Consider the following 25,897-nt stretch of genomic DNA (forward strand, 5'->3'; position numbering starts at 1 on the left):
TCGGGCTGTGGGAGTGCGGCGTCAGAAGGTGGCGATCGGGTTGACCGGGCTGCCGGAGGTGCCGGCGAAGCGGACCGGGGCGACGGCGAGGTGGAAGTCCCACTGGCCGAGTTCGGCGGCCGTGGCCGCGCACGCCTCCAGGTCGCAGTTGTCGAGCATCCACAGCCCCATCGCGACCAGGCTCACGGCGTGAACCGGCATCAGCACGTCGTCGTACCCCGACGGCTGCACGTCCTGGGGGGTGTCGGCGCCGATCAGCGCGACCTCCCGTTCGTGCAGCCACGGCAGGCTGGCGGCGTGCCATCCGGCCTGCGTGAAGCCGCCGGCCACGCCGCTCTCGTGCCGGAAGCGGCCGTAGCCGGTCCGCAGGAGCACCGCGTCGCCGGCTCGTACGCGCACGCCCTGGCGACGCTCGGCCGCCTCGAGGTCGTCGGGGAAGACGCCCTGGCCGGGTTCGAGCCAGGGCACGTCGCGGACGGCGGCGACGTCCAGCAGGACGCCGCGGGTGACGATCCCGTTCGCCGCCGCGGTGACGGACGCCCACGCCGATCCGGTCGCGGCGTCGACCAGCGCGTGCGGGCGCCCGTTGTACATCGTGCCGTCCCAGAGGATGTGGCACGGCGAGTCGACGTGGGTGATGGTGTTGCCGTGGAACATGAGGCCGAGCCGCTCGGTGGAGAAGCCCCAGCGCCGGTCGTTGCGGAATCCGGGCGCCGGCATGTTCTCGGCGCCCGGCATGTCGGCGGCGCACGGGCACGCGGTCGTCGCCCGCTCCATGTCCTCGGGCACGGCGACGTCCCATGCGCAGGACACGCTCCTGCCGTGGCGCACGGCCCGGGCCGCCGCCAGCCGGACGTCGTCGGTGATGTGGTTCAGGGTGCCGAGCTCGTCGTCGTCGCCCCACCGGCCCCAGTTCGACAGCGTGTCGAAGTAGCCGAGTACGTCGTCCTGTGTGGGCATCGGTCGCTCTGCCGTCATCCCGGCAGGCTATCCCGCCCGTCCTCCCGAGTCCCGGTGATCGGCGCATGAAGCGACCCGCGTGAAAGGAACCCGGGGCATCGGGTGATAAACGATGACCATTGATGCATCGGAAGGCAGCACATGACGGCGGAGGCCATCCTGACCCCTGTGCCCTGGGCGGCCCGCGCGCGAGGGGCGCTCGACGCTGAACGGTTCGAGGAGGTGTTCGGCACGTACTACGGGGAGATCCACACGTACGTCGCCCAGCGGCTCGGCCAGGACCACGCCGAGGACATCGTCGCGGAGACGTTCTTCACGGCGTACCGCAAGCGGGCGCAGTACGACCCGGACCGCGCGAGCGTCCGGGCCTGGCTGTACGGCATCGCCACGAACCTCATCGGCAAGCACCGCCGCCTGGAGGCCCGCACCCTGCGCGCCCTGGGCCGGCTCGGTCCCGAGGCCGACTCCCCGGGGCACGAGGACTCCGTGGCCGTCCGCGTCAGCGCCCAGAGCCTGCGCCCGGAGCTGGCCGCCGCCCTGGCCGAGCTGGCTCTGCGTGACCGCGACGCGCTGCTGCTGGTCGCCCTGGCCGGGCTGAGCCACGAGGAGGTCGCCAACGCGCTCGGCATCCCGTACGGCACCGTCGGTTCCCGCCTGAACCGGGCGAGGAAGAAGCTGCGGGCCCGGCTGGGCGGGGTGGCCGACCGTGGATGACCTCGTACGCGATCTGTACGGCGAGCCTCGCCCGGACCCGCAGGCCCAGGCCAGGGTGTGGCGGCAGCTGGCGGCCCGGCGCAGGCGCAGGCGGCTGCCGTGGCTGGCGGTCCCGGTCGTGGCGGCGGCGCTCGCGCTGTTCCTGATCGTCCCCGGCGCGCCCGAGCAGCCGCTGCCCGGCCGGTCGATCCTGCTCGCGGCGGCCACCACGGCGGCGTCCACGTCGGCGGAGGGCACGTACTGGCACGTCAGGAAGCTGCGCGACGGCACGAGGGAGACCGAGCTCTGGGCGACCAGGGACGGCCGGGCGTGGATCTCGGAGGGCGGCCGGGTGACCCGGGTCGAGGGCGGGTCACCGTTCAGCATGGCGGGGCGGGCCATGACGTACGCGCAGATCCGGGACCTGCCGGCCGACCCGGCGGCGCTGCGGGAGCGGGTGGCCGCGATGCTGCCGGACGCGGGGCTGCTCGCCGACGCGCTCGGCGGGCTGCTCTGGACCAAGCCGTCGCCGCCGCAGGTCCGCGCCGCCGCCTACCGCGCGCTCGCCGACCTGCCCGGCGTTCGCTACCTGGGCGAGCGTGCGGACGCGCGAGGGCGTCGCGGTGCGGCGTTCTCCTTCGGGCTGCCGTCGGGCGCCCGGCGCACGCTGATCATCGACCCGGCCACCTCGCAGGTGCTGTCGAGCACGGACGACCGGGCGGGACGTTCCGAGATCGTCCTGGTGGCCGGCTGGACGGACCAAGGCCCCCGCTGACTCATCCCCGCGCGGCGCGTGGCTGCCGCGTGCCCGAAATCAGGAGCCATGACGTGTTCTGGCATGCCCGCACGACCTCAGGCAAGGCCATCTGCCTGAGCGACCAGTTCCCGCTGAGCAACGTGGAGGAGGTGATGCTCGGGCGCGTCACGTTCGCCGGGCAGCCGCCGGTCGACCTCGGCGCGGTCGTCGACTGGACGGCGAACCCGCACGGCAACCGCTCCTGGGCGCTGAACCTGCACGCGTTGCGCTGGGCGGGCCGCCTGGTCGCCGAGTACGAGCGTTCGGGGGAAGCGGCGTACCTGCGACGGGCCACCGACCTGGCCGGGCAGTGGGCGCGGGCGAACCCGCGCGGCGGCCGCGGGGTCAGCCCGTGGGCCTGGGCCGAGCATCCGGTGGCGTTGCGCGCCCCGGTGCTCGTCTGCCTGAGCGAGCACGTCCGGGCCCGGTGGCTCCTGGACTGCCTGGCCGAGCACGGCGAGGTCCTGGCCGATCCGGCGCTCTACCGCGCGGGCCACAACCACGGCCTCGACCAGGACATCGCGCTCCTGGTCGTCGGCTGCCGCCTCGGCCGGGCGAAGTGGCGGGACCTCGCCATACACAGGATGACCGCCTCCGCCGAGCTCGCCGTCGACGACCAGGGCGCGCTGCACGAGCAGGCTCCCCGCTACGGCCTGTACGTGCACCGGCGGCTCGGCGTGGCGCTGCGGGCCATCAGGGAGAGCGGCGCCGAACCGCCCCCGCGGCTGGTGGCCAGGAGGTCCGCGCTGGAGGCGTACGTGGCCCACGCCACCCAGCCCGACGGCCGCCTCGTCCCCATCGGGGACAGCCCGGCCGACGCCCGCGCGACCGGGTTTGCGCAGGAGGGGCCGGTGGTGCGGGTGTTCGACGCCGGGTACGTCTTCGGCCGCACGGCCTGGAACGATCCAGACTCGGCCTACTACTCGATCCGGTTCGGGCCGGGACGCGCGTTGCACGGGCACGAGGACCACCTCGGCGTCACCTACAGCGCCCAAGGGCACCGGATCCTGGTGGAGGCCGGTTTCCACTCCTACGAGCGGACTCCGTACGTGGACTGGACGCGCTCGCCGGAGGCGCACAACGTGCCCGTCGTCACGGGCGTCTTCCGGCCGGGCACGCGCACCCATCTCCTGGAGTCGTCGATCGGGCCCGCCCGCCAGTGCTTCGAGCTGTCCGACGACGCCTACGGGGTGCCCAGAACCAGGCGGGTCCTGGTCAGCCACGCGCCGGACCTGCTGGCCGTGCACGACAGCGTGCCCGCCGGGTCCCTGCGCAGCCTGTGGCACTTCGATCCCGCGCTCACGGTCGTCTCCCGGACCGGCGGCGCGGTGGTGCTGGGCGACGGGGACTGGCGGGTGACGCTCCTGCAGTTCCCCGCCGATGGCCTGCGGCTGCGCACCGGGACGGTCTCGCCCGGCTATCTGCGCACCGCCGGGACCGTCACCGTGGAGTCGGCGGAGGCGGCCGACGTCCTGACCCTGATCGTGCCGGGCGCCGCCGCCCCCGAGGTCGCGATCTCGGGCTCCGAGCTGACCGTCGAGACGCCCGGCGGCCCGGTCACGATCGACGGCGGGAGGGGAAGACGACTCGCGTTTCGTCGAGCTATCCGCTGAATCGCCCGGCGGCGGGGCGGCGGGCGGCCTTGGGGGTCAGGTCGGCGCGGGCGACGGCGGCGCCTTCGCCCGCGCGATGCGCGCCTTCACGTCGCGGAAGTGCAGCCGCATCGCCTCCCGGGCGGCCTCTGCGTCCCGCGCCCGGAGCGCCGTCACGATCCGGCGATGGTTGACGACGATCTCCTCTGTCCGCTCCTCCGGCGGGCCGAGCGTCGGCTCGACCTCGTGGTAGACGTCCCAGAACAGGCCGATCAGCTGCAGCACCAGCTCGTTGCCGCTCGACTCGTACAGCAGCGCGTGGAAGGCCCGATCGGCCTCCCGGTCGCGGTCCATGCCGTTCACCAGGGCGTCCAGCGCGGCGAGCCGGGCGGCGCTGGCGGTGCGGGCCACCTGGCCGATCAGCCCCGTCTCCAGCAGCTCGCGGACCTCGACCAGATCGCGCAGCGCGTCGATCCCGCCGCCCGGCCCCGAGCGCACCTGGAAGGCGAGCGACGGCGTCAGCACGTCGAGCGACGCGTGCCCGACGAACGTCCCGTGGCCGTGCCGGATCTCGACGATGCCCAGGGCCCGCAGCGCCCGTACGGCCTCGCGGACGCTGTTGCGGCTCGCGCCGAGCAGCTCCATCAGCTGCACCTCGGTCGGCATCGGGGATCCGGGGGCCAGCCCGCGTTCGTGGATCAGGGCGACGATGCGCTCCTGAAGCGACGCGCCGTCACGCGCAGGCATGCTGCCTCCAGGCTCGGAAGACGTTGTGGTCGAACATCCCACCTCTCGGTCCCGGACGGCCAGGCGGTACGGAAAGTTTACGACGACTGCACGGCCTGGCCACCGGGTGAGCCTCGGTCGTTCACCACCCGCGCAGGACATGGGATGTCCTGCGCGGGGCGATGACTCGCTTTCTCAGTTCACGTGGTCGAACGGGAGCCGCAGCCCGAGCCGGCCGCCGATCGGCAGGTTCCGCTCGCGGATCAGGTCCAGCTCCGTGCCGCTGAGGGCGCGGCGGTAGACCCGCAGCTCGTCCAGCGTCCCGCGGAAGCGGTCCGCGCCGTCCATCCGCTGGCCGACGTGGATTCCGCCGATCCCGAACTCCTTGCCGAGAGTCAGCGAGCCGGCCGGCGCCGCCGCCGCCGAGACCTGCACGCCGTCCACCATGAGCCGCAGCTCGCCGCCGGCCCGCTGGAGCGCCACGAAGTGCCACTGCCCGTCGTTGTACGCGCTCGGCGACTGGACGGTCACGTCGTACCGGTCGACGGAGAGCACCGCCCGGATGCGGTTGCTGGCAGGCTCGGCCCGCAGCCACAGCCCCGGCGGGTTGGTGCCCCGGTCCACCCGGTGGAACCAGAGGATCGCGTGCGAGCCGGTCTTCTCCGTGTAGCGGACCCAGGTGGTCAGCGTGAAGTCCTTGCCGCCCAGGTCGATGGAGTCGTCGAAGGCCACCTCCACCCGGTCGTCCACCCGGTCCAGGGCCAGCCCGCCGCCGAAGCGCCCGTCGGCGGGCTGCGCGCCGCCCCGGACGTACGCCGCGTTGCGGTGCGGCGAGGTGTCCGGCGTCGTCGGGCCGGGCTCCGGCGGGCCGGGGATGCCGGGCGGGGTGCCGTTCGGCGTCTCCAGGTACGCCTCGTTGAACCGCGCGAACCGGATCTGCTCGTACGGCGAGACGCTGCCCGCCTCGTACATCAGGGCCGCCTCGTCACCGTCCAGCCGCACCATGTCCGAGTACGCCGACGGTCCCCAGTGGAAGACCTTGCCCTCGTCCCACGTCTCGAAGCTGCGGGCCTCGTCGTAGGACGACTTGATGCCCATCGCCTCCCGGGCGCCCGGGTGCATCGGCGAGGAGAAGAGGATGCGCTCGTCGTCGAAGCGCAGCAGCGACCCCTGGACGTCGGTCGTCGCCAGCGCCGGCACGGTGCGGAACGGCGCGTCCCACGTCCTGCCGCCGTCGCTGCTGGTCGCGTACGCCCGGCTGCCCTCGTCGGTGCCGCGCTCGCGGGCCGAGGCGTAGATCCGCCCGTCGGCGAGCTCGACGACGGTGACCTCCTGGGCGATGACCGTGCCGTCGTCGCGGGCCGTCTCGGCGCCGATGTTCCAGGTCACCCCGCTGTCGTCGCTGTAGAGCAGGTGGGTGCCGTACACGTGCTTGCCGACGCGGTCCCAGCTCTCGAAGCTGGCCCCGACGACCAGCCGGCCGGCGTGCGGGCCGGAGGTGAGCTGGATGCCGTGCATCGGGCCGGTGGCGTACCAGAAGTTCCACTCCGGGCGCTTGCCCTCGGTCATCTCCCTGGCGGCCGACCAGGTGGCCCCGTGGTCGTCGCTGAACTGGACCCACGGGTCGCGGTCACAGCCGTTCGGGCACGGCTCGGCGCCGTTGCGGGTGCTCACGAGCACGACCCGGCCGGTGCGCCCGTCGACGAGCGGCACCGGGTTGCCGTGGGTCGTGCCGTTGCCCTCCGAGATCACCTGGATCGGTCCCCAGGTCCGGCCGCCGTCGGCGGAACGGCGCAGCACGAGGTCGATGTCCTCGTCGTCGCCGCAGTCCTTCACCCGCCCCTCGGCGAACGCCAGGACCATGCCGTTCGCCGCCCGCACCACGGCGGGGATCCGGAAGCAGCTGTAGCCGGAGTCGCCCCGGTTGTAGATCACCTGCTCGTCCACGAACGGCGCGCTGTCGCCGGTCGCGGCGGCCGGCGCGGCGAACGCGCCGACGAGTAAGCCTGCGAGCGCCATCACGGCGCCCGCCCGGCGCCGCAGGAAGCGCCCGGTACGGCTCTCCGGGGGATAGCCATCGTGCATGTCTTCGCCCTTCTGGCTGGAGTAGCTGGGGGAGAAGACATCCTACGTCCAACGTCGGATGTCACAACAGATGGTGAACGTAGAATGTCTGCCAGAAAACGGGCCGGATCCCCGGGCGCCGGCACAGCGCCCGCGGGCGCTACCGGAGCCGGTCGCGGCGGCGGGTCAGGGCCGCGGTCTCGGCGGTGTTGCCCGCCAGCTCGATGGCCCTGTCGTACGCCGCGCGCGACTCCCGGCCCCGGCCCAGCCGGCGCAGCAGGTCGGCGCGGGTCGCGTGGTAGGCGTGGTAGCCGGCCAGCTCGGGCTCAAGACGGTTGACGGCCGCCAGCGCCACCTCCGGGCCGTCGAGCTCGGCGACCGCGATGGCCCGGTTGAGGGCGACGACCGGCGAGGGGTCGAGGCGGACGAGCTGGTCGTACAGGGCGACGACCTGCGACCAGTCGGTGTCGCGCACGTCCCTGGCGGAGGTGTGCACGGCGTTGATCGCCGCGAGGATCTGGTAGCGGCCCGGAGCCGCCCCGGCGGCGGCAGCGGCGAGACGCTCGCGCACCAGCTGATGGCCCTCGGCGATCAGCGCCGCGTCCCAGGCCCCCCGGTCCTGCTCGTCGAGGGCGACCAGCTCGCCGCCCGCCGAGACCCGGGCGGTGCGGCGCGCCTCGGTGAGGAGCATCAGCGCCAGCAGCCCGGCCACCTCGCCGTCCTCCGGCATGAAGGTGCGGAGCAGGCGGCCGAGCCGGATCGCCTCGGCGGTCAGGTCGGGGCGTACGGGATCGGTGTCGGGGCCGGTCGCCAGGTAGCCCTCGTTGAAGACGAGGAAGAGGACGGCGAGCACGCCGGAGACGCGTGCCGGCAGGTCCTCGGCGGACGGCACCCGGTAGGGGATGCGAGCCGCCTTGATCTTGGCCTTCGCGCGGGTGATCCGCTGCCCCATCGCGGTCTCCCGCACCAGGAAGGCACGGGCGATCTGGGCGACGGTCAGGCCGCCGACCAGGCGCAGCGTCAGCGCCACGCGGGACTCCATCGCGAGCGCCGGATGACAGCAGGTGAAGATCAGCCGGAGCCGGTCGTCGTCGATGGCTCCGAGAGGCTCGGCCGGGTCGTCGTCGTACAACAGCTGGGCCTCCTTCTGCTTGTCCGCGCGCTTGCTCTCGCGCCGGACCCGGTCGATGGCCTTGCGGCCGGCCGTGGTGGCCAGCCAGGCGCCAGGGCTGGGAGGCACGCCGTCGGCCGGCCACCGCTCGACAGCGGCCGCGAACGCCTCCGCCGCCGCCTCCTCGGCGACATCGAGGTCCCCGAACCGCCTGGCCAGCGCGGCCACCACGCGCGACCACTCCTCGTGGTGGGCCCTGGTGATCGCCTCACGGACGCCGGCCACGGTCACCCGCCCAGGAACGGCCGTACCTCGACCTTCCGGTTGCACGCCTTGGACCCCTCGGCGGCGAGCTTGAGCGCCACGTCGAGGTCGGGAGCCCTGATGATCCAGAGGCCGGCGAGGTACTCCTTCGACTCCAGGAAGGGCCCGTCGGTGAGCATCGCCTCCCCGCCCCGGTTGTCGATCACGGTGGCCGTGCCGGGCGAGGCCAGGCCGCCGGCGAACACCCAGTGGCCCTCGGCCACCAGCCGGTCGTTGAACGCGTTGATGGCGGACATCTCGTCCGGCGTGGCCGAGGCGGTCCTGTCGTCGATCACGGAAACCAGGTACTGCATGTCAGGTCATCTCCTGCGTGACGGTCGGTCGTACGAGGGGCGGCTATGACGCGAGGTCCGGGCCGGCGTACCGCGGGCGCCCGGCGGGGCGGTAGACCTGGCACGTGATGCCGCTCGCGAACGCCCGGAAGCCGACCAGGTCCAGCGCCAGGTCCGGGCCCGTGGCGGGGAACAGCCGCGTGCCCTGGCCGACGACCACGGGATAGGTGAACAGGGTGATCTCGTCGACCAGGCCCTCGTCGAGCAGCCGGCGGACCAGCGCACCGCTGCCGTGCACCTGCAGCTCACCGTCCCGCTCGGCCTTCAGCTCCCGCACGGCGTCCACGGCGTCGCCGGACAGGACGGTCGTGCCCGCCCATCCCGGGTCGGTGAGCGTGGCCGAGGCCACGTACTTGGGCCGCGCGTGCAGGGGGCCGCCGATGGGGTTGCTCTCCGGATCCGGCATCACGCCCCAGGAACCGGCGAAGATCTCGTACGTCCGCCGGCCGAACAGGAACGCGTCGGCGCGCTGGTAGATCTGCCCGAGGAACGCCTCGGCCTCACCGTCGAACAACGGCAGGGCCCAGCCGCCGCGCTCGAACCCGCCCCTGCGGTCCTCGTCCGACTGCCCGAGTCCCTGCATCACGCCGTCGACGGATACGTTCGTGATGGTCGTCAGCTTCATGCTCGTCATCCTTCTCTTCCTCGACCCTGGGGACATCCCTCGTGGGCGCCCTCTCACACCTTCAACGAACAGCCCCGGCCCGATCCGACAGGGACGTTTCTCTGAATCTCCGGGTTTCTGCCTCCGCGGTGACCGTGGCGAGGCCGGACCGGTAGGCGGCGATCACGAGCTGGGTGCGGTCGCGGGCGTGGAGTGGCGGACCATCCGCCCGCACGGCGTCCCTCCCCTGGTCGACCTCGTACGGCGGGCCGCGGCCGTCATGGGTGACGGCCGGTGCCGGCCGGGTTGTCGGCGAGCACGCAGGCGACGGGCGGGTCGAGGTCGAGGGTCTCGACCCGGAGGCGGGTGAAGCCGGCCTGGGTGAGCAGGTCCTGGAGCTCCTGGGCGGCCCGGGCCGTGGTGTCCCGGTTGGCGCCCGGGCTGCGCGGCTGGCTGACGAGCGCGATGCGGCCTCCGGGGCGGAGCAGGCGGCGCAGCTCGGCGAGCCGCTCCACCGGGTTCGGCCAGAACCCCGCGGAGTTGACGGCGAGGACGGCGTCGAGCGGGTCGCCGAAGCTCGGCAGCCGCTCCACGGAGGCCTGTGTGAGGCGCACCCGGCGGGCGCGGACGGCGGCGGCGTTGCGGCGGGCGGCCTGCCGGACCATGGTCAGGGAGTGGTCGACGCCGAAGACCTGGCCGTGGGTGGCCCGGCGGGCGAGCTCGGCGATGGCGATGCCGGGACCGAACCCGATCTCCAGCACCCGGTCGGTGGGCCGCACGTCCAGCAGCGACACCGCCCACCTGTTGCGCTGCCGGTTGGAGGGGCGAAGGGCGAACATCCAGCTCGTCGCCCACCCGACGACGCCCCGGGGACGATGGGCCTGGCCCACCAGGTATCTGATCACGCGCTGCTTGAAAGACGTATCCGCTGTTCGCATGATCGCCAGTCAACGGCTTCAAGTATGCTTGAAGTCAATGGGCGAGCAGTTGACGATCGGCGAGCTGGCGAGCCGCACGGGTGTCGCCACCTCCGCCCTGCGCTACTGGGAGGAGTTCGGCCTCCTGCCGGCGCCGGCCCGGATCTCGGGCCGGCGGCGTTACCCGCCGTCGGCGGTCGAGCTGGTCGGCGTGGTCCTGCTGCTGCGCGACGCCGGCTTCACGCTGCGGGAGATCAGGGCGTTCGTCGCCTCACGCGCACCGTCCGACGACGGATGGCGCGAGCTCTCCCGGCGCAAGCTCGCCGAGCTGGACCAGCGGATCGCCCAGGCCCAGGTGGCGCGCACCGCCATCGCGCACGGCCTGGCCTGCCCGCACGAGGACCTCTTCGAATGCGCCAACTTCACCGGCGGGATCGCGGCGCTCCTGTCGGGATCCTCGCTCGAAGAGGCACACGACGAGATCCACTCGCACCCCTGACCGGATGAACCCTTCAGGCCGTCGGCGCGTCCCTCAGATATGAAGGGATCACGTTGGACCGTCATCGCGCTGCTCGCGGCGTTGTGCGCCTGCGGTCAACCCGGTGCCGGCGCGGCGCCCACGGCGGCCGGGACCGAGACGATCGTGTTACCGAGGGCCGATCAGCCCGCACCGCATCGGCCCACTCTGGAACGGCTCGAACGAGAGGCGGCGTCGTCGGGCCGCCCCCTGGAGGAGGTCGTCAAACGGTACGCGACCCGGCTGGCCGCCACCTCGTCGCCCAGGCCGACGGACTTCGACGGGTACGACCCCGCGGTGACCGAGCCGGACGTGACGATCGACGGCATCCCCTACGCCGAACTGGTCGACCTCGTGAACGTCGCCAGATCGCAGGGCATCTCCTACGAGGAGGCCATCGACCGCTTCGGCTCACAGACGGCCAACAACCGGGTGCTCGACAAGCTCCACAAGGAGTTCCCCGGCGAGCTCTCCGGCATCAGGTACGTCGACGACCACCGAGGGCTGCGCATCGGCTTCAAGGGGCGCGTCCCGGCTCGCGCGATCGAGCTGGCCAGGACCCTTCCCACGGAGGTCACGCTGATCGGCGGCAAGGGATTCTCGTCCGCCGACCTCCAGCAGGCCCACGACACGGTCGTCACCTGGCTCCGTTCCCGGCCCGAGGTGGCCACGATGACCTCGCACACGGATGAGGAGACCGGCCAGGTCAAGGTCACGATCCAGCCGAAGGCGATGCCGGACGACGCAGAGGAGTTCGAGCGCGGGCTTCGGCTCCCCCGGCCGGACAATCCCCGCATCACCATCGAGGTGACGCTCTCCGCCGATTCTGTCGCCGTCCGGCCGCTTCGCGTGCAGTCATGACGTTCTCCTCGGCGTACGGGTGCCGCGCAGGTGGCTCATGCCGGGGACGAGGAGCAGGCACGGCGGGATCACCAGCACCAGCCCCGATCTCCCCCCAAGGCACGTCCGTCATGGTCCGGCCGCGGTGGGCGGGCCATGATCGAATCTGCTAGTGTCTGCTTTCCGGTCGGATGTTGATTCCGGCCGGAAGGTCTATGTATGACCACTATCAAGGCAACCGTGCGGCCCATCAACGCCGCGGACCGCCCCATCATCGAACGCCTCTGGCTCATGTTCCGCCACGACATGGCGGACTTCCAGGGCGGGCTGCCCAGCCCCGACGGCACCTATCACAGCGACCGGCTGCGCACGGCGCTCGAGGACGACGAGTGGACGGCGTACCTGTTCACCAGCGGGGACCGGCCCGTCGGGTTCGCGTTCGTGCGCGCGCTGTCCGGCCCGGCGCGCGTGCTCAACAGCTTCTTCGTGGTACGCGGCGCGCGCCGTTCCGGGGTCGGGATGGAAGTCGTGCGAGACGTGATCTCCCGGCATCCGGGGCCTTGGAGGATCGCCTTCCAGGAGGCCAACACGGCGGGCGCGGCGTTCTGGCGTCGCGTCGCCACGGAGATCGCCGGTGACGCGTGGAAGGAGGAGCCCGCGGCCGTCCCCCCGGACGTGTGGATCTCGTTCACCGCCCCTGACCAGGGCCGGTAGAGCGATTGAGCGAGACCCCGCCGGCGCCTGCCGGCGGGGTCTCGCCCGCATCCCCCAGATGGCTGATCAGCCGCCGCACAGGCTGTGCCAGCGGTTCACCCACTCGATGTTGGTGACCACCGAGCCCCAGTTGCGCCAGCCGCCCGGCATCGAGCCGGCGTCGGCGCGGCCGTAGTGCAGGCACTTGCGCTGCTTGCTGCTGAGTTCGGGGCCGCTGCCGCTGTCGGTGTAGTACTGGTAGGTGACGATGACGTGGTCGGCGCCGTTCGGCTCGGGGGCGCCGTTGTTGAAGAAGGAGCGGATGCCCGAGACGTTGCCGCTCCAGTTGCCCGCCTTCTCCAGCTTGAGCGTGCCGGTCAGGCCGGAGCCGCTGTAGAAGCAGACGTAGCGGTAGTTGCAGTCGCCGGCGTCGTCCGCGCTTGCGGCGGGCGCCATCGCGAGGCCCAGAGCGGCGGCGGTCGCTCCGGCGGCGGCGATGCTGATGATGCGTCGAAGAGTCATGCGGATGAAGCTACGGATGACCGCTTTGGATCGACTTTAGTTCCGCTGTGCCGAGGGGGAATCCCGACGATCGTGAAAGCGCCCTTGTCCTCGTGACGCCCGGTGGGTGGCGGCGAGGGCCGCGGCGCGCACATTCTTGGGCCGAGCGGTCACCTTCGTCCCCTGCGCTCCGTCAGTGCAGCAGTGATCCAGCATTGGAACCGAGAAGGGAAATCCCCGTGACCACCACCCAGTCGCGTCTGCCGAACCCCGCCGTGCTCGTCCCCGAGCTCAAGGACATCGGCGGCGCCCTGTACAAGGCCACCGGCAACGGCACGATCCCGCAGACGACCATCAGCCTGGTCCAGCTGCGCGCCGGTCAGCTCGCCGGCAGCACGTACCTGACGGTCCTGCACACCGGCAACCTCCGCAAGGCCGGCGCCGCCGAGGAGAGCATCACCGCCGTGGCCTCCTGGCGCGACGCGCCCTACTTCACCGACGCCGAGCGCGTCGCGCTGGAGCTGGTCGAAGCCGTGCTCACGCCGAACCCGGCCGGCGAGCGCGTCCCCGACGAGCTGTACGCGAGGGCGTCCGAGCACTACGACGACCAGGCTCTGGCCACGCTCATCATGGCCATCGGCCAGGTTTGCTTCTTCCTCCCGCTCGCCCTCATCGGCAAGCCCCTGCCCGGGGTGTCACCGGCGGAGCAGTGGCGGCAGTAGCGCCCGGGCTCTAGGCGGTGACGTCGTGGTGTACAGCCAGGAGGTGCCGCGTTCGTAGAAGTGCCGTAGGGCCACCGGCATGAGGAGGTTATGCAGCCGGCGGGCGACGGGACCGGCGATCTTGGCGTCGCGGTTGGCGGCGGCGGACCTGGCCATCTTGGCGATGCGGGCCCGGCGCCGCCGGGCGTAGTCGGCCAGGGCGTCGGGGACGTCGGCGCGCTCGAGCGCGCGGGCCAGGAGACCAGGTTGAACGTCCCGGGCTCGACGTCGGGGCCGTCGGCCACGCCGGAGGCCGAGTACAGGCCCGCGTACGCCGGCTCGGGGGCGCCGGGGTCGAGGATGCGCCTGGTCGCCGACCAGATCCTCCACGGCCTCACCGGCCCCACGGACCCGCCCGCCTGAGCCCGGGGCGCGGGGCTCTTGACCTTGACGTAACGTCAAGGTCTTTCATGAGGGCCATGAAGATCCGCTCTGATCGGCGCCACGGCGTCCGGCGTGTCCCGCGGGGCAGCCTCGATCTGGCCTACGTGCGTACGGGGCGGCGGGGGGCGACGCCGCTGCTGGTGATCCCGGGAGGGCCGGGGCTGGGCTCGGTCGTCCCGTATCGCCGGCTCAGGCGCCTGGCCGCCCACCGGGGATTCGACGTGATCATGGTCGAGCACCGGGGCGTCGGCTTCTCCCGGCGTGACCGTACCGGCATGGATCTGCGGTGGGAGGATCTCACCGTCACGGCGGCGGTCGAGGACCTGGTGGCGGTGCTCGACGCGTGCGGCGTGGACCGGGCCGTCGTCTACGGCACCTCCTACGGCGGCTATCTCGCGCAGGTGCTCGGCGCCACCCATCCGGAGCGCGTGTCCGGCATGGTGCTCGACTCCACCTACGCCTCGGCCGACGACTTCGACCTCTGCCGGGCGTACCTGCGAAGGCTGCTGTGGGACGGCGACGAGCCCGAGACCAGGGGCGTGGCGGCGGCGCTGCGCGCCCTGGTGGAGTCGGGCAAGGTCACGGACGAGGACACGGCCGTCGTGGTCCCGCTCGCCTACGAGCTCGGCGGGGTTCCGCTGCTGTCCAAGCTGCTCATGGCGGTGGACAAGGGCAGGCGCGGGCTCTGGGACCGGCTGGCCGCCCTGGTCACCGGCGAGACGACCCGGGTGCGCCCGTACGTGATGGAGTTCGACCTCGCCGGGGTGATCAACTTCCGTGAGGCCTACGCGCTGAAGCCGGACGGCCTGCCCCTGGACTCCGCCCTGCCGTACGCCTCCATCGCCGGCCGGTTCCCCGCCTTCACCGGTGAGCCCGTCGACGCGCCCGCGGCCCTGCGGAGCTTCACCTGGCCTGTCGCCGTGGTGTCCGGAGCCAGGGACCTGCGGTCCATACCGGCCGTCGCGCAGCGGATCAGCGAGCTGACTCCCCACGGCGTGCTTGTGCCCTTCGACGGGCTGGCGCACAGCATCCTGGACAACCATCCTGCCGCGGCGCTGGCCGTCGCCCGCACGGTGACGGAGGAGGACCTGCGTCTGCTGCCCGCGCGGACGGCTCGCCTGGCCGCCCTCCCCGGCCGAGGCAAGGCGGCGCTCGCCGGCCCGCTGATGAACCTCATGCTGGCCGGAAGCGCCTGAGGCCGGCGCGGCGAGGTCAGGCGCGCGGCCCCAGGAACAGGCCGCCGCTGGCGTCGACGACCTGGCCGGTGATCCATCGGGCGGCGTCGGAGGCGAGGAAGGCGACCACGTCGGCGACGTCGTCGGCGCTGCCGAGGCGGTCGAGTGCCGTGGATCCAGCGATGAAGCCGGCCAGGCCGGGCGCGTCGAAGACGGCCGCGTTGGCGGGGGTGCGGGTGGCGCCGGGGGCGACGGCGTTCACGGTGATGCCCCGGACGCCGAGCTCGTTGGCCAGGGTCAGGCTCATGGTCTCGATCGCGCCCTTGGTCATGGCGAAGGACGTCTGGGCGGGGTTGGCCATGCGGGTCGCGACGGACGAGATCGTGACGATCCGGCCGCCGTCGCGCATCAGGGGCAGGGCGCGCTGGATGATGAAGTACGGCGCCCGTACGTTCACGGCGAACAGGTGGTCGAACTCGGCCCGCGTCGTGGCGCCGAGCGGACCGGCCGGCTGCGCTGCCGCGTTGTTGACCACGATGTCGAGGGGCCGCCCGGCCAGAACGGCCTCGACTCCCGCGAAGAGCTCGTCGACGTCGCCGTCCACGCCCAGCTCGGCCCGGACGGTGACGGCGGTCCCGCCGTCGCGCTCGATCCGGCCGGCCGTCGCCGTCGCGCCGTCCGCGTCCGTGCCGTAGTGCACGATCACCATCGCTCCCCTGCCCGCCAGCCGGGTCGCGATCGCCTGGCCGATGCCGCGCGAGGCGCCGGTCACCAGGGCCGTCCTGCCGATGAGATCACTCATGTCCACCACTCCTTACTGTTAGCGACTACCGATTTGGTAGTGACTATCACGATGGTAGTGTCTAACACATGCCGGAGCAGCACTCAACCCTGCGAGCACGACGACGGGCCCAGACGCGGCGCACGATCCAGGGGCACGCGATACGGCTGTTCAGCGAACGCGGCTACGACGCCACGACCATGAACGACGTCGCCGACGCGGCCGGAGTCTCGCCCATGACCGTCTACCGGCACTTCCCCACCAAGGAAGACCTCGTGCTCGTCGACGAGCACGGCAGGCTCATCGCCGAGCGGATCGCCGCGTCACCCGCCGGCCTGCCCCTGGCCCGCCGCATCGGCGGCGCGCTCGTCGACGCCGCCACGGCCCTGACCGGCGACGACATGGCAGCGGACCGGCAGTTCCTGCTCGCCCGCCTCCAGCTCATGATCTCCACGCCCGCCCTGCGGGCCAGGCACCTGGACAACCAGTACGCCCTCCAGCAGGCCATCATCGGCGCCCTGGCGAACGATCCCGCCGACCCCGACGCGGCGTTCCGGGCCCAGGCGGCGGCGAGCGCCTGCCTGGCCGCCCTCCACACGGCGATGGTGCGCTGGGCCGAGGACGACGGGCGGACCGATCTGCCCGCCCTGATCGGCAGGGCCCTCGCGGCCGTCTTCGGCGACGACGTCGTCAGCCCAGCACGATGACCGGCCTCACAGGAACAGGAAGCCGACCGCCGCGGCGGCGATGAGCGTCCCCAGCAGGAGGGCGAGGGCGATCTCCCGGGTGTCCGCCCGTCCTTCGCGCCTGATCCAGGCCAGATAGACGGCTGTCGCGGGGAGGGAGACCACACTGGCGGTGACGGCCCCCGGGGAGTATTCGCCGAGGGCGACCCAGGCGCCGAGGTGGAACAGGGCGTTCATGGCGAACTGCCATTGGAAGGCGGTCGCCAGCACCACCCATACGCCGTGCCGGCCCTGGCGCACGGCCCGCCAGGAGGTCGCCAGGACCAGCAGGACGAGCGGGATGTGGTAGGCGGCGAACATGCCGGTGGTCTCCGGGCCGAAGTGCCGGGTGGCCCAGGCCGCGAAGCCGGGCAGTTCCTCCAGCGTGTGCAGGACGTAGACGCCGAACGGCAGCAGGAAGGGAAGGACGCCGCCGATCGGCGCGACCTCGCGCGAGCCTTCGTTCACAGCGGACATGGCCACGGGATACCTCCTGGGGGTTTGCTGAGCTGGGCGGCCAGACTATGAGGAATCCCTCGCTTTTTGTACTCGCTTCTGGAGGCGTCCGACGCCCTCCGCCCGCTCGCCCCATCGCCCCAGGAAGACGCCGCGTCAGCAGCGCGCCCGGGAGACCCGCCGGCGCATCGAGGAGGCGGCGGCTCGCATTTTCGCCCGGCACGTCGGGCCGCATCGCCGAGGAGGCGGGCCTGTCCTGTTCGAGCAGGCCCCGAGGCCGCCGGAGATCATCGACCGCTTCCGCCAGGCCGAGGGCGCGGCCCGGCGTCCTTGAGCGATCGGCACAGGATCCGCCCAGCGCGTCCGGCCGACAGGCAGCGCTACCGCCGGAGGTAGCGCAGGCGGTATGGATCTTGCTGCGCTCGCGCTGCCAAGCTCGACCCGGTGGGGCGGCCTGCTCAGGAAGAGCTCCGCGAGACCCGTCTTGCGGGGGCCTGCCCCATCCCGAGTACGCAGGAGGAATCATGCGCAAGCTGAAGATAATGATCACAGTGGCCGGCTTCGGTATCGCCGCCGTCGGCGGTGGAGTGCTGCTGACCGGGCCGGTCACGTACGACGGCGCCGCCGGCGAGCCGGGAGTGGCTGTGACGCGCACGGCGGAGACCGGGCTCCTGGCCGGCAGCGCTTCGAGCACCCCGGACATCATCGCGGGCAGGCATTCCAAGGCTGCCGGGGAAAGGGTGAAGAACTGGGTGTAGCCGGTTCCTGAGGCACGGTCTCGGCGCGGCGGCGCGCCGAGGCCGCGTCACCCGCGTGTCGTAATTGACACCATTTGCCCCCACTTGGGGTTATTGGCCTCTCCAGCGCGGGCAGGGCTTCAGAAGCAGTAGCGAGCGGACAACCCGGGAGGAGTGGCCGTGCTCACGCTGACCACCGACGCGGTCGCGGCGATCCGCGATCTGACCACACAACCCGAAACTCCGCCGGACACCGGGCTGCGCATCGCGGCCTCCTCCACCAACGGCTCCGACAGATCTCTGGAGCTGTCGGTCTCGGGCGGCCCGCACCCGGAGGATCAGATCCTCGAGGCGGAGGGCGTACGGGTGTACCTCGAACCGAGCGCCGCCTCGTTCCTGGACGACAAGACCCTCGACGCGGAGATGGAGGACGACCGGCCGTCCTTCCGGATCATCCCCCGGACCTAAGAGCGCGGCCCAGGCGAGCCCGTCCCGCGCCTGTCGAACTCGTCGGGCGTGCGGACGCCGTCGTCCAGGACCGCCGTGTAGATGTCGTAGCTGCTGACACGCGGCCCGCCCCGAGCCGCCAGGGCACGTTTGATCAGCAGGATCGCGGCCCTGCTCTCGTCGGTGAGGCGGGGTCGCAGCGTGCGCAGGTGGACGGTGCTGGGCTGGCGGTCGGGCTGGTCGATGAACCACACGTCCAGGTTCCAGTCGTTGCCGTCCGGGGCCCGGTAGTGCACGCCGAGATAGACCCCGTCGGGATAGAGCGGATCGACGTTCCACGCGCCCGTGTCGTCGCGGATCTGCACCTGGCGTACCCGGGGGTGCAGGACGAGGCCTGCGCCGAGGCGTGAGATGTCCGCGATGGTGTGCTCGTCGAGTGCCGCGCAGGTCACGTCGATGTCGAGGTCGCGGGTGACCATCAGGCCCAGCGCCGCGCTGCCCACCCGCGCCGGCGCGCCGATCTTCCCGAGGGCCGCGGCCAGGCCCAGATCGTCATAGGCGGCGTCCGCCGCGGCCTGCAGCTCCCTCTGTTCGCGCAACAGTTCGCCGGTCACGACGCAAGGCTACAAGCGGTGCGGCTGCGCGTGCGCCGTGACATGACGATGACACGGCGCTGACCCGGCGCGCACAAGGCCGGTCGATAGTGAAGGGGCCTGAATCGAAAAAGGAGAATGCCTTGCGCAATGGCCGAGAATGGGACCGGCGTTCGCTGCTGCGGGGCGCCGCCGTACTGGCCGGTGCTGCGGCGACCGCGCCACTGGCGGGCGGCGCGGCGCCGGCGCTGGCCGACGGCGGTGACGCGGACGCGCTGTTCCGGGCCGGGGAGTTCGAAAGGGCCGGCCGCGCGTACGAGGAAATGCTGAAGAAAGACCCGGAGAATGTGCACGCGGCCCGCCGGCGCGGTTATGTCGCGCTGCTGTCCAACCAGTTCCAAGACGCGGAGAAATATCTCAGGAGAGCCGTCGAGCTGGCGCCTGACGACAAGGAGGCCAACCATTTCCTGGCCGACTGTTACACCCGGCAGGACAAGTTCTCTCTCGCCGTGCCGCGATGGCGGGCCGCCGGTGAGGAAGGCTACGCCACGTTGTTCGCGGCGTTCCGCGGCGAGCCGTACCAGATCCACGGCGACGTCGGCCGGGTGCCGTGGCGGCAGCTCGACCCGGCGCCGATGCTGCAGGCGTCGCTCAACGGCGGACCGCCGATCAACCTGTCGTTCTACACGCGCGTCGCGCAACTGGGCGTGTCGCAGAAGGCGGCGGAGGACGCCGGGATCCGCGCCGTGACCGAGGACAAGCTGGAGTACGAGGGCAGGACCATGACGATCTGGTCCGGGATCCTGGACTCCTTCCGGCTGGGCGGCATCGAGCTGCGCAACATCCCCGTGGGCTGGTCGGACGACGACGGCCCGGGCATCGGCGACGGACTGATCGGCACGTGGATCCTGTACCACTTCCTGACCACCGTCGACTACGCCGGCCGGTCGCTGATCCTGCGCCGCAGGACCCCCGAAACGGCCAGGGCGGCCCGCGCCGCCGCCGCACGGTCCGGCGCCGAGCCGCTGCCGCTGTGGCTGGCCCCCGAGCACCTGCTGTTCACCCGGGGCAGCATCACCGGCGCCATCGGCTCCGGCCCGCGCGTGGTGGCCCTGAACCTCGGCGGGACCGGCGAGATGGCCGTGAGCATGCCCGCGGACACGGTCGAACGGTTGCGGATCCGTACCGACCACGACCGCCCGGTGGAGGCTTTCGCCGGCGGGCAGCCGGTTGTCAGCCATCCCTGCTACCCGGAGGAGGTCCGCCTCGGCAGCGCCGCCGCCCACGACGTCTACTGCTACGCCGACGACCGGCCTGCGCTCGGCCGAGAGGGCTTCGACGTGCACGCAAGCTTCTCGCACAGCTTCTTCAAGCCCTACCACGTCACCCTCGACTTCACCGGCATGACCGCCTACGTCGCCCGGGGCCGCGCCACACCGTGAACGGGCCCGGCATCAACCGATCGGTTGATGCCGGAATCCACCACCCCGCTCTCCGCCCGGACGATCCGCCGCCCCGGCATCCGGGCGAAGCTCAAGTCATGCCAACCACCCGGGAGCCCGCTCTCCGCACCACCGGACTCCGCAAGGTCTTCGGCGACCACGTGGCCGTCGACGACGTCGACCTCACCGTGCCCGCCGGATCGTTCTACGGTCTGGTCGGGCCCAACGGCTCCGGCAAGACCACCACCCTGGCCATGTCCGTCGGCCTGCTGCGCCCCGACGCCGGCAGCGCCGAGATCTTCGGCGTCGACGTCTGGCGTGACACCGTGCGCGCCAAGGAGCTGATCGGCGTGCTGCCCGACGGCAACGCCATGCCGGAACGGCTCACCGGCCGTGAGGTCCTCACCTACCTCGGGCTGCTGCGGGGCATGGAGCCGGCCGTCGTCGCCGAGCGCGCCGACGAGCTGCTCCGGGTCCTGGAGCTGGACTCCGCGGAGCGGACGCTGGTCATCGAGTACTCCACCGGCATGCGCAAGAAGATCGGCCTGGCCATCGCCCTCCTGCACGCGCCCCGCCTGCTCGTCCTGGACGAGCCCTTCGAGGCCGTCGACCCCGTCTCCGCGGCCACGATCAGGACCATTCTGCGCAGGTTCGCGGGCAACGGCGGCTCGGTGATCATCTCCAGCCACGTCATGGCCCTCGTCGAACAGCTCTGCGACCACGTGGGCGTCATCTCCGACGGCCGCGTCGTGGCCGCCGGGCCGCTGGCCGACGTACGCGGCGGCGGGAGCCTGGACGACGCCTTCGTCGATCTCGTCGGCGCCCGCACCGGAGGAGCGGAGGGGCTGGCATGGCTCACCTCCTGACCCCGGCCCCGGTGGCCGCCCAGCACATGGTCCGCATGCGGCTGGCAATCATGCGCAACTCCCTGCGCGGCGACGACGCCTCCAACCTCACCGCCGGCGTCTCGCTCGGGGTGCTCCTGGCCATCGGAACGATCGCCGTCGCCGTCCTGTGGCCCGCCTACCTGCCTCTCACGCTGGCCGGCTGGCTCTCCGGCTGGATCTTCGGTCCCCTCCTCTTCGGGGGCGGCAGCGAGGCTCTCCGCCCCGAGTACTTCTCCATGCTCCCGGCCACGCCGCGCCAGGTCGCGGTGGCGCTGCTCGCCGGGGCGTTCGCCGGCCCCGCGCCCGCCGTCAACCTCCTCGCCCTGATGTCCCTGCCCGTGTACGGGTGGCGCTTCGGCCCGGTCGGAGTGCTCGTCGGCCTGGTGGCCGCGGTCAGCACGCTGATCATCATGGTGATGATCTCCCGCGTCTTCGTGGCGCTCATCGGGCTGTTCGTCAGGTCCCGGCTCACGGCGACCACCGTCGGCGTGCTGATCGGCACCGCCATCGCCCTGTGCAGCAACGGCTGGGCGCTCGCGGCGGCGCTGGGCGGCACCGACACCGCCGCGTGGTTCGAGACCGTCTTCCGCGTCCTGCCGTCCGGATGGGGCGTGGCCGCCGTCGAAGCCTCGTGGCCCCTCGCCCTCGCCATCCTCGTCGCGGGCGCCGGCGTGATCGGCCTCCTCCTGGCCGTCTGGGCCCGGCTGCTGTCGCGGCGTGTCGTCTCAGCCGTGCGCGGCGGTGTGCCGTCCCGCCGCGGCACGCCCCGGCCCCTCCCCGCCACCACCAGCGGCGCCCGGATCACCGCCGCCAAGGAACTGCGCGCCTGGTGGCGCGACCTCGTCCGCATCCAGCTCCTCGCCACCGCCTTCTCCTACGCGATCGTCACGCCTCTCCTGCTTCTCGCCATCGACGCGTGGATCATGGTCCCGTTCACCGGGCTCATCGCGATCGTGATGGCCGCCTCGTCCTCGGCCAACCTCTACGGCGCCGACGGGACCGCCCTCTGGCTCACCCTCATGACCCCGGGCGCGGAGCGCTCCGACGTCCGCGGACGCCAGCTCGCCTGGCTCCTCGCCGTCGGGCCGCCCGCGGTGCTCCTCTCCCTGGCCGGCACGCTCGTCAGCGGCGAGAGCTGGGCCTGGCCGTGGGTGCTCGGCCTGCTCCCCGCCCTCCTCGGCGGCGGGGCCGGGCTCATCGTCCTGCTCGGCGTCACCTCGCTGGTCCCCGGCACCGACCCGCACAAGCGCGGCGGCAACCCGCTCAGCACCGGCGCCGACGAATCCGCCGAGACCGGCATCGCCTGGCTCGTGCTCATCGCGGTCCCCACCACCGCCCTGCCCGCGGCCGGGGCCATCCTGTATCACCCGCTGGCCGGCATCGCCGCCGGTCTGCTGACCGGCGCCCTCAGCATGTGGGGATTCGGCAGGATCGCCTACCGCAGGCTCGAGTCCCGCGGGATCGAGTTGCTCAACCTCATGAAGCACGGCCCGGCGCCCACGCCCGACAAGCCCACCACCGCGGACCTCCCCGTCCAGCACCGCATCGGCGTCATGATCTGCCACCTCATCGCCTGGCTTCCCCTGTTCCCCCAGGGGGTCGCGCCCCTGTTCATGAAGATCTTCGGCGTCGAGGGCCCCTCATGGTTCCTCGCCCTTCATCTCCCGTCGATGTGGCAGTGGCCCACGATCATCGCCATGATCGCCACCGGGTTGCTCATGTACGGCTACGCCTTCCTGATCCCCATGCGCCTAAGCTCTTCCTCAACGGCCCCTACCAGCTGAAATCCGTACGTTTCCCGAGAGGAGGGCATGCTCCGGATGAACGACCCCTTCCCGCTCTCCCCTTGGGAACGACGCTTCGAGAACGCCGTCGAGATCGTCCCCTACGTCACCCTCGCCGTCTCCCTCGTCATCAGCCTGGCCTCCCCCGACCAGCCTCCAGGCGGGATCGCCCGCACCCTCGGGCTCGCCGCCCTGGCCCTCGCCTGGATCGTCGGGACCCGCGCCCTTCTCCCCGCCGCCGTGCGCCGGCGCCGGATTCACGTCACCGTTCACTTCCTCGGCGTCCTGGCCACCGCCGCGCTGCTGACCTTCCACGACCCCATCTTCGTCATCTACTGCATCTCCGGCTTCTTCCTCGCCGCCCACTTCGCGCCCTCCAGGTGGACCTTCGCCGCCGTCGCCACCACCTCCTGCATCCTGTACGGGTCGACGCTCGACTGGAGCCAGGCCACCCTCCAGCTCATCGCCTTCTACCTGGTGATCATCGCCGTGCAGACCATCGCCATCGGCGGCGGCTCCATCGCCGGCCTCAAGATCGAGGAGCGGCAGCGCAAGTACCGGAAGGCCGCCAGCGACCTGCAGACCGCCATGGCGGAGAACGCCGACCTCCACGCCCAGCTCCTGGCCCAGGCCCACCAGGCCGGGATACTCGACGAGCGCCAGCGCATGGCGCGCGAGATCCACGACACCCTCGCGCAGGGCCTCACCGGCATCATCACCCAGCTCCGCGCCGCCCAGCGCGTCGAGGATTCCGACGCCCACATCGCCCGTGCGCTCACCCTCGCCCAGGACAGCCTCACCGAAGCGCGCCGCTCCGTCTCCGCCCTCCAGCCCCACCAGCTAGAGGACGCCCACCTGCCCGAGGCCATGACCACCCTGGCCCGCGGCTGGTCCGAGAGCACCGGCGTCGACCTCCACGTCGAGGTCACCGGCGACCGCGTCCCCCTCAGCCCCGCCATCGAGGTGACCCTGTTCCGCGTCGCGCAGGAAGCCCTCACCAACGTCGCCAAGCACTCGGGCGCCACCCGCGCCGGCCTCACCCTCTCCTACACCGGACCGGTCGTGCTCCTCGACATCCGCGACAACGGCACCGGCATCCACCACCCCAACAGCGAAGGATTCGGACTCAGCAGCATGAGACAACGCGTACGCGGCGTCGGCGGCTCCCTCGAATTCGAGACCACGCCCGGCGAGGGCACCGCCGTCAGCGCCACCGTCCCCGCCATCCAGGGGGACCGGCGATGATCCGCCTCCTCATCGTGGACGACCACCCCATCGTCCGCGACGGCCTGCGCGCGGCCTTCGACGCCGAACCGGACATCGACGTCGCCGGCGAGGCCGCCAACGGCCGCGAAGGACTCGAACGCGCCGCCGCCCTCGACGTGGACATCGTCCTCATGGACCTGCGCATGCCCGAGATGGACGGCGTCAGCGCCATCACCGCCCTGCGCCGCTCCCACCCGCACATCAAGGCCCTCGTCCTGACCACCTTCGACGGCGACTCCGACGTCCTGCCCGCCATCGAAGCCGGCGCCACCGGCTACCTCCTCAAGGACGCCCCCACCGACGAGCTCCTGCGCGCCGTCCGCGCCGCCGCCGCGGGCGAGCCGGTCCTGTCCCCCTCGGTCGCCGGCCGCCTGATGGGCCAGGTACGCCGACCGGCCAAGGCCGCGCTCACCGACCGCGAACTCCAGGTCCTCACCCTCGTAGCCGACGGCGCCACCAACCGCCAGGCGGCCGCCAAGCTCTTCATCAGCGAGGCCAGCATCAAGACCCACCTGCTGCACATCTACGACAAGCTCGGCGTCCGCGACCGCGCCGCCGCCGTCGGCGAGGGCTACCGCCGCGGCCTGCTCGGCTAGTCAGCCCGCGTCCAGGAAGTCCCGGACGACGTGCCGGGCGATCTGGCTGCCGAAACCGCCCCAGACCAGGTCGAACTGGTGGTCCGCGTACGGGATCTCCACGAGTTCGTGCCGCACCCCGGCCTGGGCGAGGCGGGCGGCGAAGTCCCTGGTGTACCCGGCGGTCTGGAGGATGTCGCGGCCGCCCTGGATCAGCAGCGTCCGCGGCAGCCCGGGCCGGAGGTACGTGCTCGGCGACGCGCGCTTCCAGTCCTCGTCGGCCAGCGGCCACGTCTCCTCGGCGAGCTGCCGCCGTACCGTCTCCGACAGCCGGAACGGCGAGGGCACCTCGGCGGTCGCGTCCCCCGGCGCGAACCAGGCGATGACTGCGGCCGGTCTCACCTCGGGGACGTCGCAGGACGGCGGCACCTCGGCGGCCGTGGTGTAGGCGGCGAGCATGGACAGGTAGCCGCCGGCCGACTGGCCCATCAGCGTGATGCGCGCCGGGTCGGCGCCGTACCGCTCGGCGTTGCGCACCACCCACCCGAGCGCGCACTTGACGTCGCCGGGCGAGGACTTCCAGTCGTACGGCCGGAAGAAGCGGTAGTCCACGTCGAACACGACGTACCCCGAGTCGGCCAGCCAGGCGTCCCACCGGGGGAACGGGCTCTGCGGCGCGTCCTGCGCCCCGCCGTGCACGTTGACCACGACGGGAAGCCGTCCGGCCCCGGACGCCGCCTCGGGCCGCCAGACGTCGAGCATCAGGTCCTCGCCCCCGGCGCGGGCGTAGCGGACCGTCTCGTCGGGGCCGCGCCCGGCGGAGGTGGACAACCCGTCGAGGTATCCCGCCAGGCTGAGCGGCACCCCGTACGCGCGAGCCGTCCCCCACGCGGAGACCGCCGGGAGGAGAGCGGCGACGAGCATCGCCGCGTTGACCACGGCGAGCACGACCGCGACTCGGCGTCCGGAGGTCCGTCGTGCGGCGAGCCACGCGAGCACGACGCCCACCACCGCGATCACCGCGAAGACCAGGCTGAACTCCAGCACCAGCAGCCCGATCGCCCACAGCTCCAGGCTGGGCATCGGCAGCAGCGCCGTGGCGGCCGCCGGCAACAGGATGACGGCGGCCAGCGCCGCGCCCGCCATCGCAAGCCGGCGTCCCCACGATCGTCTCTTCTCTCGCCGATCGGCCATGCGTGCCTCGCTTCACAGGA

29 protein-coding genes are annotated in these 25,897 nt (G+C 72.2%); 17 read left to right on the forward strand and 12 right to left on the reverse strand.

The features are described 5' to 3' along the window. Nucleotides 1-21: 21 nt before the first annotated feature. Complete coding sequence (locus KME80_RS09470; protein ID WP_246644402.1) at nt 22-978, reverse strand: cyclase family protein; 957 nt, start codon at nt 976-978, stop codon at nt 22-24. Between the two features lie 123 nt (nt 979-1,101). Between KME80_RS09470 and KME80_RS09475 the strand changes: the two genes are divergently transcribed. The 3 genes from KME80_RS09475 to KME80_RS09485 are packed head-to-tail and all read left to right on the forward strand — an operon-like array spanning nt 1,102 to nt 4,062. After that, nucleotides 1,102-1,674, forward strand: a complete 573-nt coding sequence (locus KME80_RS09475) for an RNA polymerase sigma factor (RefSeq protein ID WP_219502770.1) — start codon at nt 1,102-1,104, stop codon at nt 1,672-1,674. Continuing rightward, the gene (locus KME80_RS09480) at nt 1,667-2,428 is read left to right on the forward strand and encodes a CU044_5270 family protein (RefSeq protein ID WP_219502773.1); all 762 of its coding nucleotides are present in this window, start codon (nt 1,667-1,669) and stop codon (nt 2,426-2,428) included. Before KME80_RS09475 ends, KME80_RS09480 begins: the two co-directional genes overlap by 8 nt. 53 nt (nt 2,429-2,481) lie before the next feature. Next, on the forward strand, nt 2,482-4,062 hold the full coding sequence (locus KME80_RS09485; RefSeq protein WP_308125682.1) for a heparinase II/III domain-containing protein: 1,581 nt from the start codon (nt 2,482-2,484) through the stop codon (nt 4,060-4,062). A 36-nt stretch (nt 4,063-4,098) separates the two neighbouring features. Here the strand turns inward: KME80_RS09485 and KME80_RS09490 are convergent, their stop codons facing one another. The 6 genes from KME80_RS09490 to KME80_RS09515 all read right to left on the reverse strand — a co-directional run bounded on the left by KME80_RS09490 (nt 4,099) and on the right by KME80_RS09515 (nt 10,107). After that, the gene (locus KME80_RS09490; protein ID WP_219502776.1) at nt 4,099-4,788 is read right to left on the reverse strand and encodes a FadR/GntR family transcriptional regulator; all 690 of its coding nucleotides are present in this window, start codon (nt 4,786-4,788) and stop codon (nt 4,099-4,101) included. Between the two features lie 174 nt (nt 4,789-4,962). Next, entirely contained in the window at nt 4,963-6,852 is a 1,890-nt protein-coding gene (locus tag KME80_RS09495; protein WP_219502779.1) for a sialidase family protein, read from the reverse strand. Nucleotides 6,853-6,991: 139 nt separating this feature from the next. Next, entirely contained in the window at nt 6,992-8,233 is a 1,242-nt protein-coding gene (locus KME80_RS09500; RefSeq protein ID WP_219502783.1) for an RNA polymerase sigma factor, read from the reverse strand. After that, entirely contained in the window at nt 8,230-8,559 is a 330-nt protein-coding gene (locus KME80_RS09505; protein ID WP_219502786.1) for a YciI family protein, read from the reverse strand. The genes KME80_RS09500 and KME80_RS09505 overlap by 4 nt, the downstream gene beginning before the upstream one ends. Before the next feature lie 43 nt (nt 8,560-8,602). Then, complete coding sequence (locus KME80_RS09510; protein ID WP_219502789.1) at nt 8,603-9,223, reverse strand: dihydrofolate reductase family protein; 621 nt, start codon at nt 9,221-9,223, stop codon at nt 8,603-8,605. Nucleotides 9,224-9,480: 257 nt separating this feature from the next. Continuing rightward, nucleotides 9,481-10,107: a class I SAM-dependent methyltransferase gene (locus KME80_RS09515; RefSeq protein ID WP_219502792.1), complete on the reverse strand. Its 627-nt coding sequence runs from the start codon at nt 10,105-10,107 to the stop codon at nt 9,481-9,483. 70 nt (nt 10,108-10,177) lie between these two features. Between KME80_RS09515 and KME80_RS09520 the strand changes: the two genes are divergently transcribed. From KME80_RS09520 to KME80_RS09530, 3 genes are all read left to right on the forward strand, one after another. After that, nucleotides 10,178-10,618 carry a MerR family transcriptional regulator gene (locus KME80_RS09520; RefSeq protein ID WP_219502795.1) on the forward strand — a complete coding sequence of 147 codons (441 nt, stop codon included), beginning with the start codon at nt 10,178-10,180 and terminating at the stop codon, nt 10,616-10,618. A 39-nt stretch (nt 10,619-10,657) separates the two neighbouring features. After that, nucleotides 10,658-11,497: a hypothetical protein gene (locus tag KME80_RS09525; protein WP_219502798.1), complete on the forward strand. Its 840-nt coding sequence runs from the start codon at nt 10,658-10,660 to the stop codon at nt 11,495-11,497. 198 nt (nt 11,498-11,695) lie between these two features. Beyond that, the gene (locus KME80_RS09530) at nt 11,696-12,190 is read left to right on the forward strand and encodes a GNAT family N-acetyltransferase (RefSeq protein WP_246644403.1); all 495 of its coding nucleotides are present in this window, start codon (nt 11,696-11,698) and stop codon (nt 12,188-12,190) included. A 66-nt stretch (nt 12,191-12,256) separates the two neighbouring features. Here KME80_RS09530 and KME80_RS09535 read toward each other — a convergent pair whose 3' ends face one another. Then, entirely contained in the window at nt 12,257-12,691 is a 435-nt protein-coding gene (locus tag KME80_RS09535; protein WP_219502800.1) for a hypothetical protein, read from the reverse strand. A gap of 218 nt (nt 12,692-12,909) precedes the next feature. Here KME80_RS09535 and KME80_RS09540 point away from each other — a divergent pair, with 218 nt between their 5' ends. The 3 genes from KME80_RS09540 (at nt 12,910) to KME80_RS09550 (ending at nt 15,011) form a co-directional block, all read left to right on the forward strand. Then, nucleotides 12,910-13,392, forward strand: coding sequence for a carboxymuconolactone decarboxylase family protein (locus KME80_RS09540; RefSeq protein WP_308125683.1), 483 nt, complete (start codon nt 12,910-12,912; stop codon nt 13,390-13,392). A gap of 246 nt (nt 13,393-13,638) precedes the next feature. Next, nucleotides 13,639-13,794: a hypothetical protein gene (locus KME80_RS09545; RefSeq protein WP_219502802.1), complete on the forward strand. Its 156-nt coding sequence runs from the start codon at nt 13,639-13,641 to the stop codon at nt 13,792-13,794. A gap of 56 nt (nt 13,795-13,850) precedes the next feature. Then, nucleotides 13,851-15,011, forward strand: coding sequence for an alpha/beta hydrolase (locus KME80_RS09550; RefSeq protein WP_219502804.1), 1,161 nt, complete (start codon nt 13,851-13,853; stop codon nt 15,009-15,011). A gap of 16 nt (nt 15,012-15,027) precedes the next feature. Here the strand turns inward: KME80_RS09550 and KME80_RS09555 are convergent, their stop codons facing one another. Then, nucleotides 15,028-15,792 carry an SDR family NAD(P)-dependent oxidoreductase gene (locus KME80_RS09555; protein WP_219502807.1) on the reverse strand — a complete coding sequence of 255 codons (765 nt, stop codon included), beginning with the start codon at nt 15,790-15,792 and terminating at the stop codon, nt 15,028-15,030. A 68-nt stretch (nt 15,793-15,860) separates the two neighbouring features. Between KME80_RS09555 and KME80_RS09560 the strand changes: the two genes are divergently transcribed. Then, nucleotides 15,861-16,478 (forward strand): TetR/AcrR family transcriptional regulator, encoded by a 618-nt coding sequence (locus tag KME80_RS09560; RefSeq protein ID WP_219502809.1) that lies wholly within the window; start codon nt 15,861-15,863, stop codon nt 16,476-16,478. 6 nt (nt 16,479-16,484) lie between these two features. Here KME80_RS09560 and KME80_RS09565 read toward each other — a convergent pair whose 3' ends face one another. Next, nucleotides 16,485-16,973, reverse strand: coding sequence for an HXXEE domain-containing protein (locus KME80_RS09565; RefSeq protein ID WP_219502810.1), 489 nt, complete (start codon nt 16,971-16,973; stop codon nt 16,485-16,487). 503 nt (nt 16,974-17,476) lie between these two features. On the opposite strand from KME80_RS09565, the gene KME80_RS09570 reads away from it, so the two are divergent. Continuing rightward, nucleotides 17,477-17,710, forward strand: a complete 234-nt coding sequence (locus KME80_RS09570; protein ID WP_219502813.1) for a hypothetical protein — start codon at nt 17,477-17,479, stop codon at nt 17,708-17,710. Between the two features lie 159 nt (nt 17,711-17,869). Beyond that, a complete protein-coding gene (locus tag KME80_RS09575) occupies nt 17,870-18,157 on the forward strand; it encodes a Fe-S cluster assembly protein HesB (protein ID WP_219502815.1) in 288 nt (95 codons plus the stop codon). On the opposite strand, the gene KME80_RS09580 is transcribed toward KME80_RS09575, so the two are convergent. After that, entirely contained in the window at nt 18,154-18,750 is a 597-nt protein-coding gene (locus KME80_RS09580) for a hypothetical protein (RefSeq protein WP_219502817.1), read from the reverse strand. The genes KME80_RS09575 and KME80_RS09580 overlap by 4 nt on opposite strands. Before the next feature lie 122 nt (nt 18,751-18,872). Here KME80_RS09580 and KME80_RS09585 point away from each other — a divergent pair, with 122 nt between their 5' ends. From KME80_RS09585 to KME80_RS09605, 5 genes are all read left to right on the forward strand, one after another. After that, nucleotides 18,873-20,171, forward strand: a complete 1,299-nt coding sequence (locus KME80_RS09585; RefSeq protein ID WP_219502819.1) for a tetratricopeptide repeat protein — start codon at nt 18,873-18,875, stop codon at nt 20,169-20,171. Nucleotides 20,172-20,269: 98 nt separating this feature from the next. After that, nucleotides 20,270-21,037, forward strand: a complete 768-nt coding sequence (locus tag KME80_RS09590) for an ABC transporter ATP-binding protein (protein WP_219502821.1) — start codon at nt 20,270-20,272, stop codon at nt 21,035-21,037. Beyond that, the gene (locus KME80_RS09595) at nt 21,022-22,842 is read left to right on the forward strand and encodes a hypothetical protein (protein WP_219502824.1); all 1,821 of its coding nucleotides are present in this window, start codon (nt 21,022-21,024) and stop codon (nt 22,840-22,842) included. The genes KME80_RS09590 and KME80_RS09595 overlap by 16 nt, the downstream gene beginning before the upstream one ends. 36 nt (nt 22,843-22,878) lie before the next feature. After that, nucleotides 22,879-24,087: a sensor histidine kinase gene (locus KME80_RS09600; protein WP_246644404.1), complete on the forward strand. Its 1,209-nt coding sequence runs from the start codon at nt 22,879-22,881 to the stop codon at nt 24,085-24,087. After that, nucleotides 24,084-24,704, forward strand: coding sequence for a response regulator (locus KME80_RS09605; RefSeq protein ID WP_219502830.1), 621 nt, complete (start codon nt 24,084-24,086; stop codon nt 24,702-24,704). The genes KME80_RS09600 and KME80_RS09605 overlap by 4 nt, the downstream gene beginning before the upstream one ends. Here the strand turns inward: KME80_RS09605 and KME80_RS09610 are convergent, their stop codons facing one another. Further along, entirely contained in the window at nt 24,705-25,877 is a 1,173-nt protein-coding gene (locus KME80_RS09610) for an alpha/beta hydrolase (RefSeq protein ID WP_219502832.1), read from the reverse strand. It abuts the gene before it with no gap. Nucleotides 25,878-25,897: the final 20 nt, after the last annotated feature.

Origin of the sequence: Nonomuraea ceibae (genome assembly GCF_019396325.1) — a bacterium.
Taxonomy (GTDB): domain Bacteria; phylum Actinomycetota; class Actinomycetes; order Streptosporangiales; family Streptosporangiaceae; genus Nonomuraea; species Nonomuraea ceibae.

Coding starts and splice junctions, on each gene's coding strand:
- KME80_RS09530 (WP_246644403.1), top strand. CDS start 11,696: ATGACCACTATCAAGGCAACCGTGCGGCCCATCAACGCCGCGGACCGC.
- KME80_RS09505 (WP_219502786.1), bottom strand. CDS start 8,559: ATGCAGTACCTGGTTTCCGTGATCGACGACAGGACCGCCTCGGCCACG.
- KME80_RS09565 (WP_219502810.1), bottom strand. CDS start 16,973: ATGTCCGCTGTGAACGAAGGCTCGCGCGAGGTCGCGCCGATCGGCGGC.
- KME80_RS09605 (WP_219502830.1), top strand. CDS start 24,084: ATGATCCGCCTCCTCATCGTGGACGACCACCCCATCGTCCGCGACGGC.
- KME80_RS09610 (WP_219502832.1), bottom strand. CDS start 25,877: ATGGCCGATCGGCGAGAGAAGAGACGATCGTGGGGACGCCGGCTTGCG.
- KME80_RS09570 (WP_219502813.1), top strand. CDS start 17,477: ATGCGCAAGCTGAAGATAATGATCACAGTGGCCGGCTTCGGTATCGCC.
- KME80_RS09510 (WP_219502789.1), bottom strand. CDS start 9,223: ATGAAGCTGACGACCATCACGAACGTATCCGTCGACGGCGTGATGCAG.
- KME80_RS09495 (WP_219502779.1), bottom strand. CDS start 6,852: ATGCACGATGGCTATCCCCCGGAGAGCCGTACCGGGCGCTTCCTGCGG.
- KME80_RS09525 (WP_219502798.1), top strand. CDS start 10,658: ATGAAGGGATCACGTTGGACCGTCATCGCGCTGCTCGCGGCGTTGTGC.
- KME80_RS09535 (WP_219502800.1), bottom strand. CDS start 12,691: ATGACTCTTCGACGCATCATCAGCATCGCCGCCGCCGGAGCGACCGCC.
- KME80_RS09550 (WP_219502804.1), top strand. CDS start 13,851: ATGAAGATCCGCTCTGATCGGCGCCACGGCGTCCGGCGTGTCCCGCGG.
- KME80_RS09555 (WP_219502807.1), bottom strand. CDS start 15,792: ATGAGTGATCTCATCGGCAGGACGGCCCTGGTGACCGGCGCCTCGCGC.
- KME80_RS09590 (WP_219502821.1), top strand. CDS start 20,270: ATGCCAACCACCCGGGAGCCCGCTCTCCGCACCACCGGACTCCGCAAG.
- KME80_RS09520 (WP_219502795.1), top strand. CDS start 10,178: ATGGGCGAGCAGTTGACGATCGGCGAGCTGGCGAGCCGCACGGGTGTC.
- KME80_RS09560 (WP_219502809.1), top strand. CDS start 15,861: ATGCCGGAGCAGCACTCAACCCTGCGAGCACGACGACGGGCCCAGACG.
- KME80_RS09600 (WP_246644404.1), top strand. CDS start 22,879: ATGAACGACCCCTTCCCGCTCTCCCCTTGGGAACGACGCTTCGAGAAC.
- KME80_RS09470 (WP_246644402.1), bottom strand. CDS start 978: ATGACGGCAGAGCGACCGATGCCCACACAGGACGACGTACTCGGCTAC.
- KME80_RS09490 (WP_219502776.1), bottom strand. CDS start 4,788: ATGCCTGCGCGTGACGGCGCGTCGCTTCAGGAGCGCATCGTCGCCCTG.
- KME80_RS09595 (WP_219502824.1), top strand. CDS start 21,022: ATGGCTCACCTCCTGACCCCGGCCCCGGTGGCCGCCCAGCACATGGTC.
- KME80_RS09475 (WP_219502770.1), top strand. CDS start 1,102: ATGACGGCGGAGGCCATCCTGACCCCTGTGCCCTGGGCGGCCCGCGCG.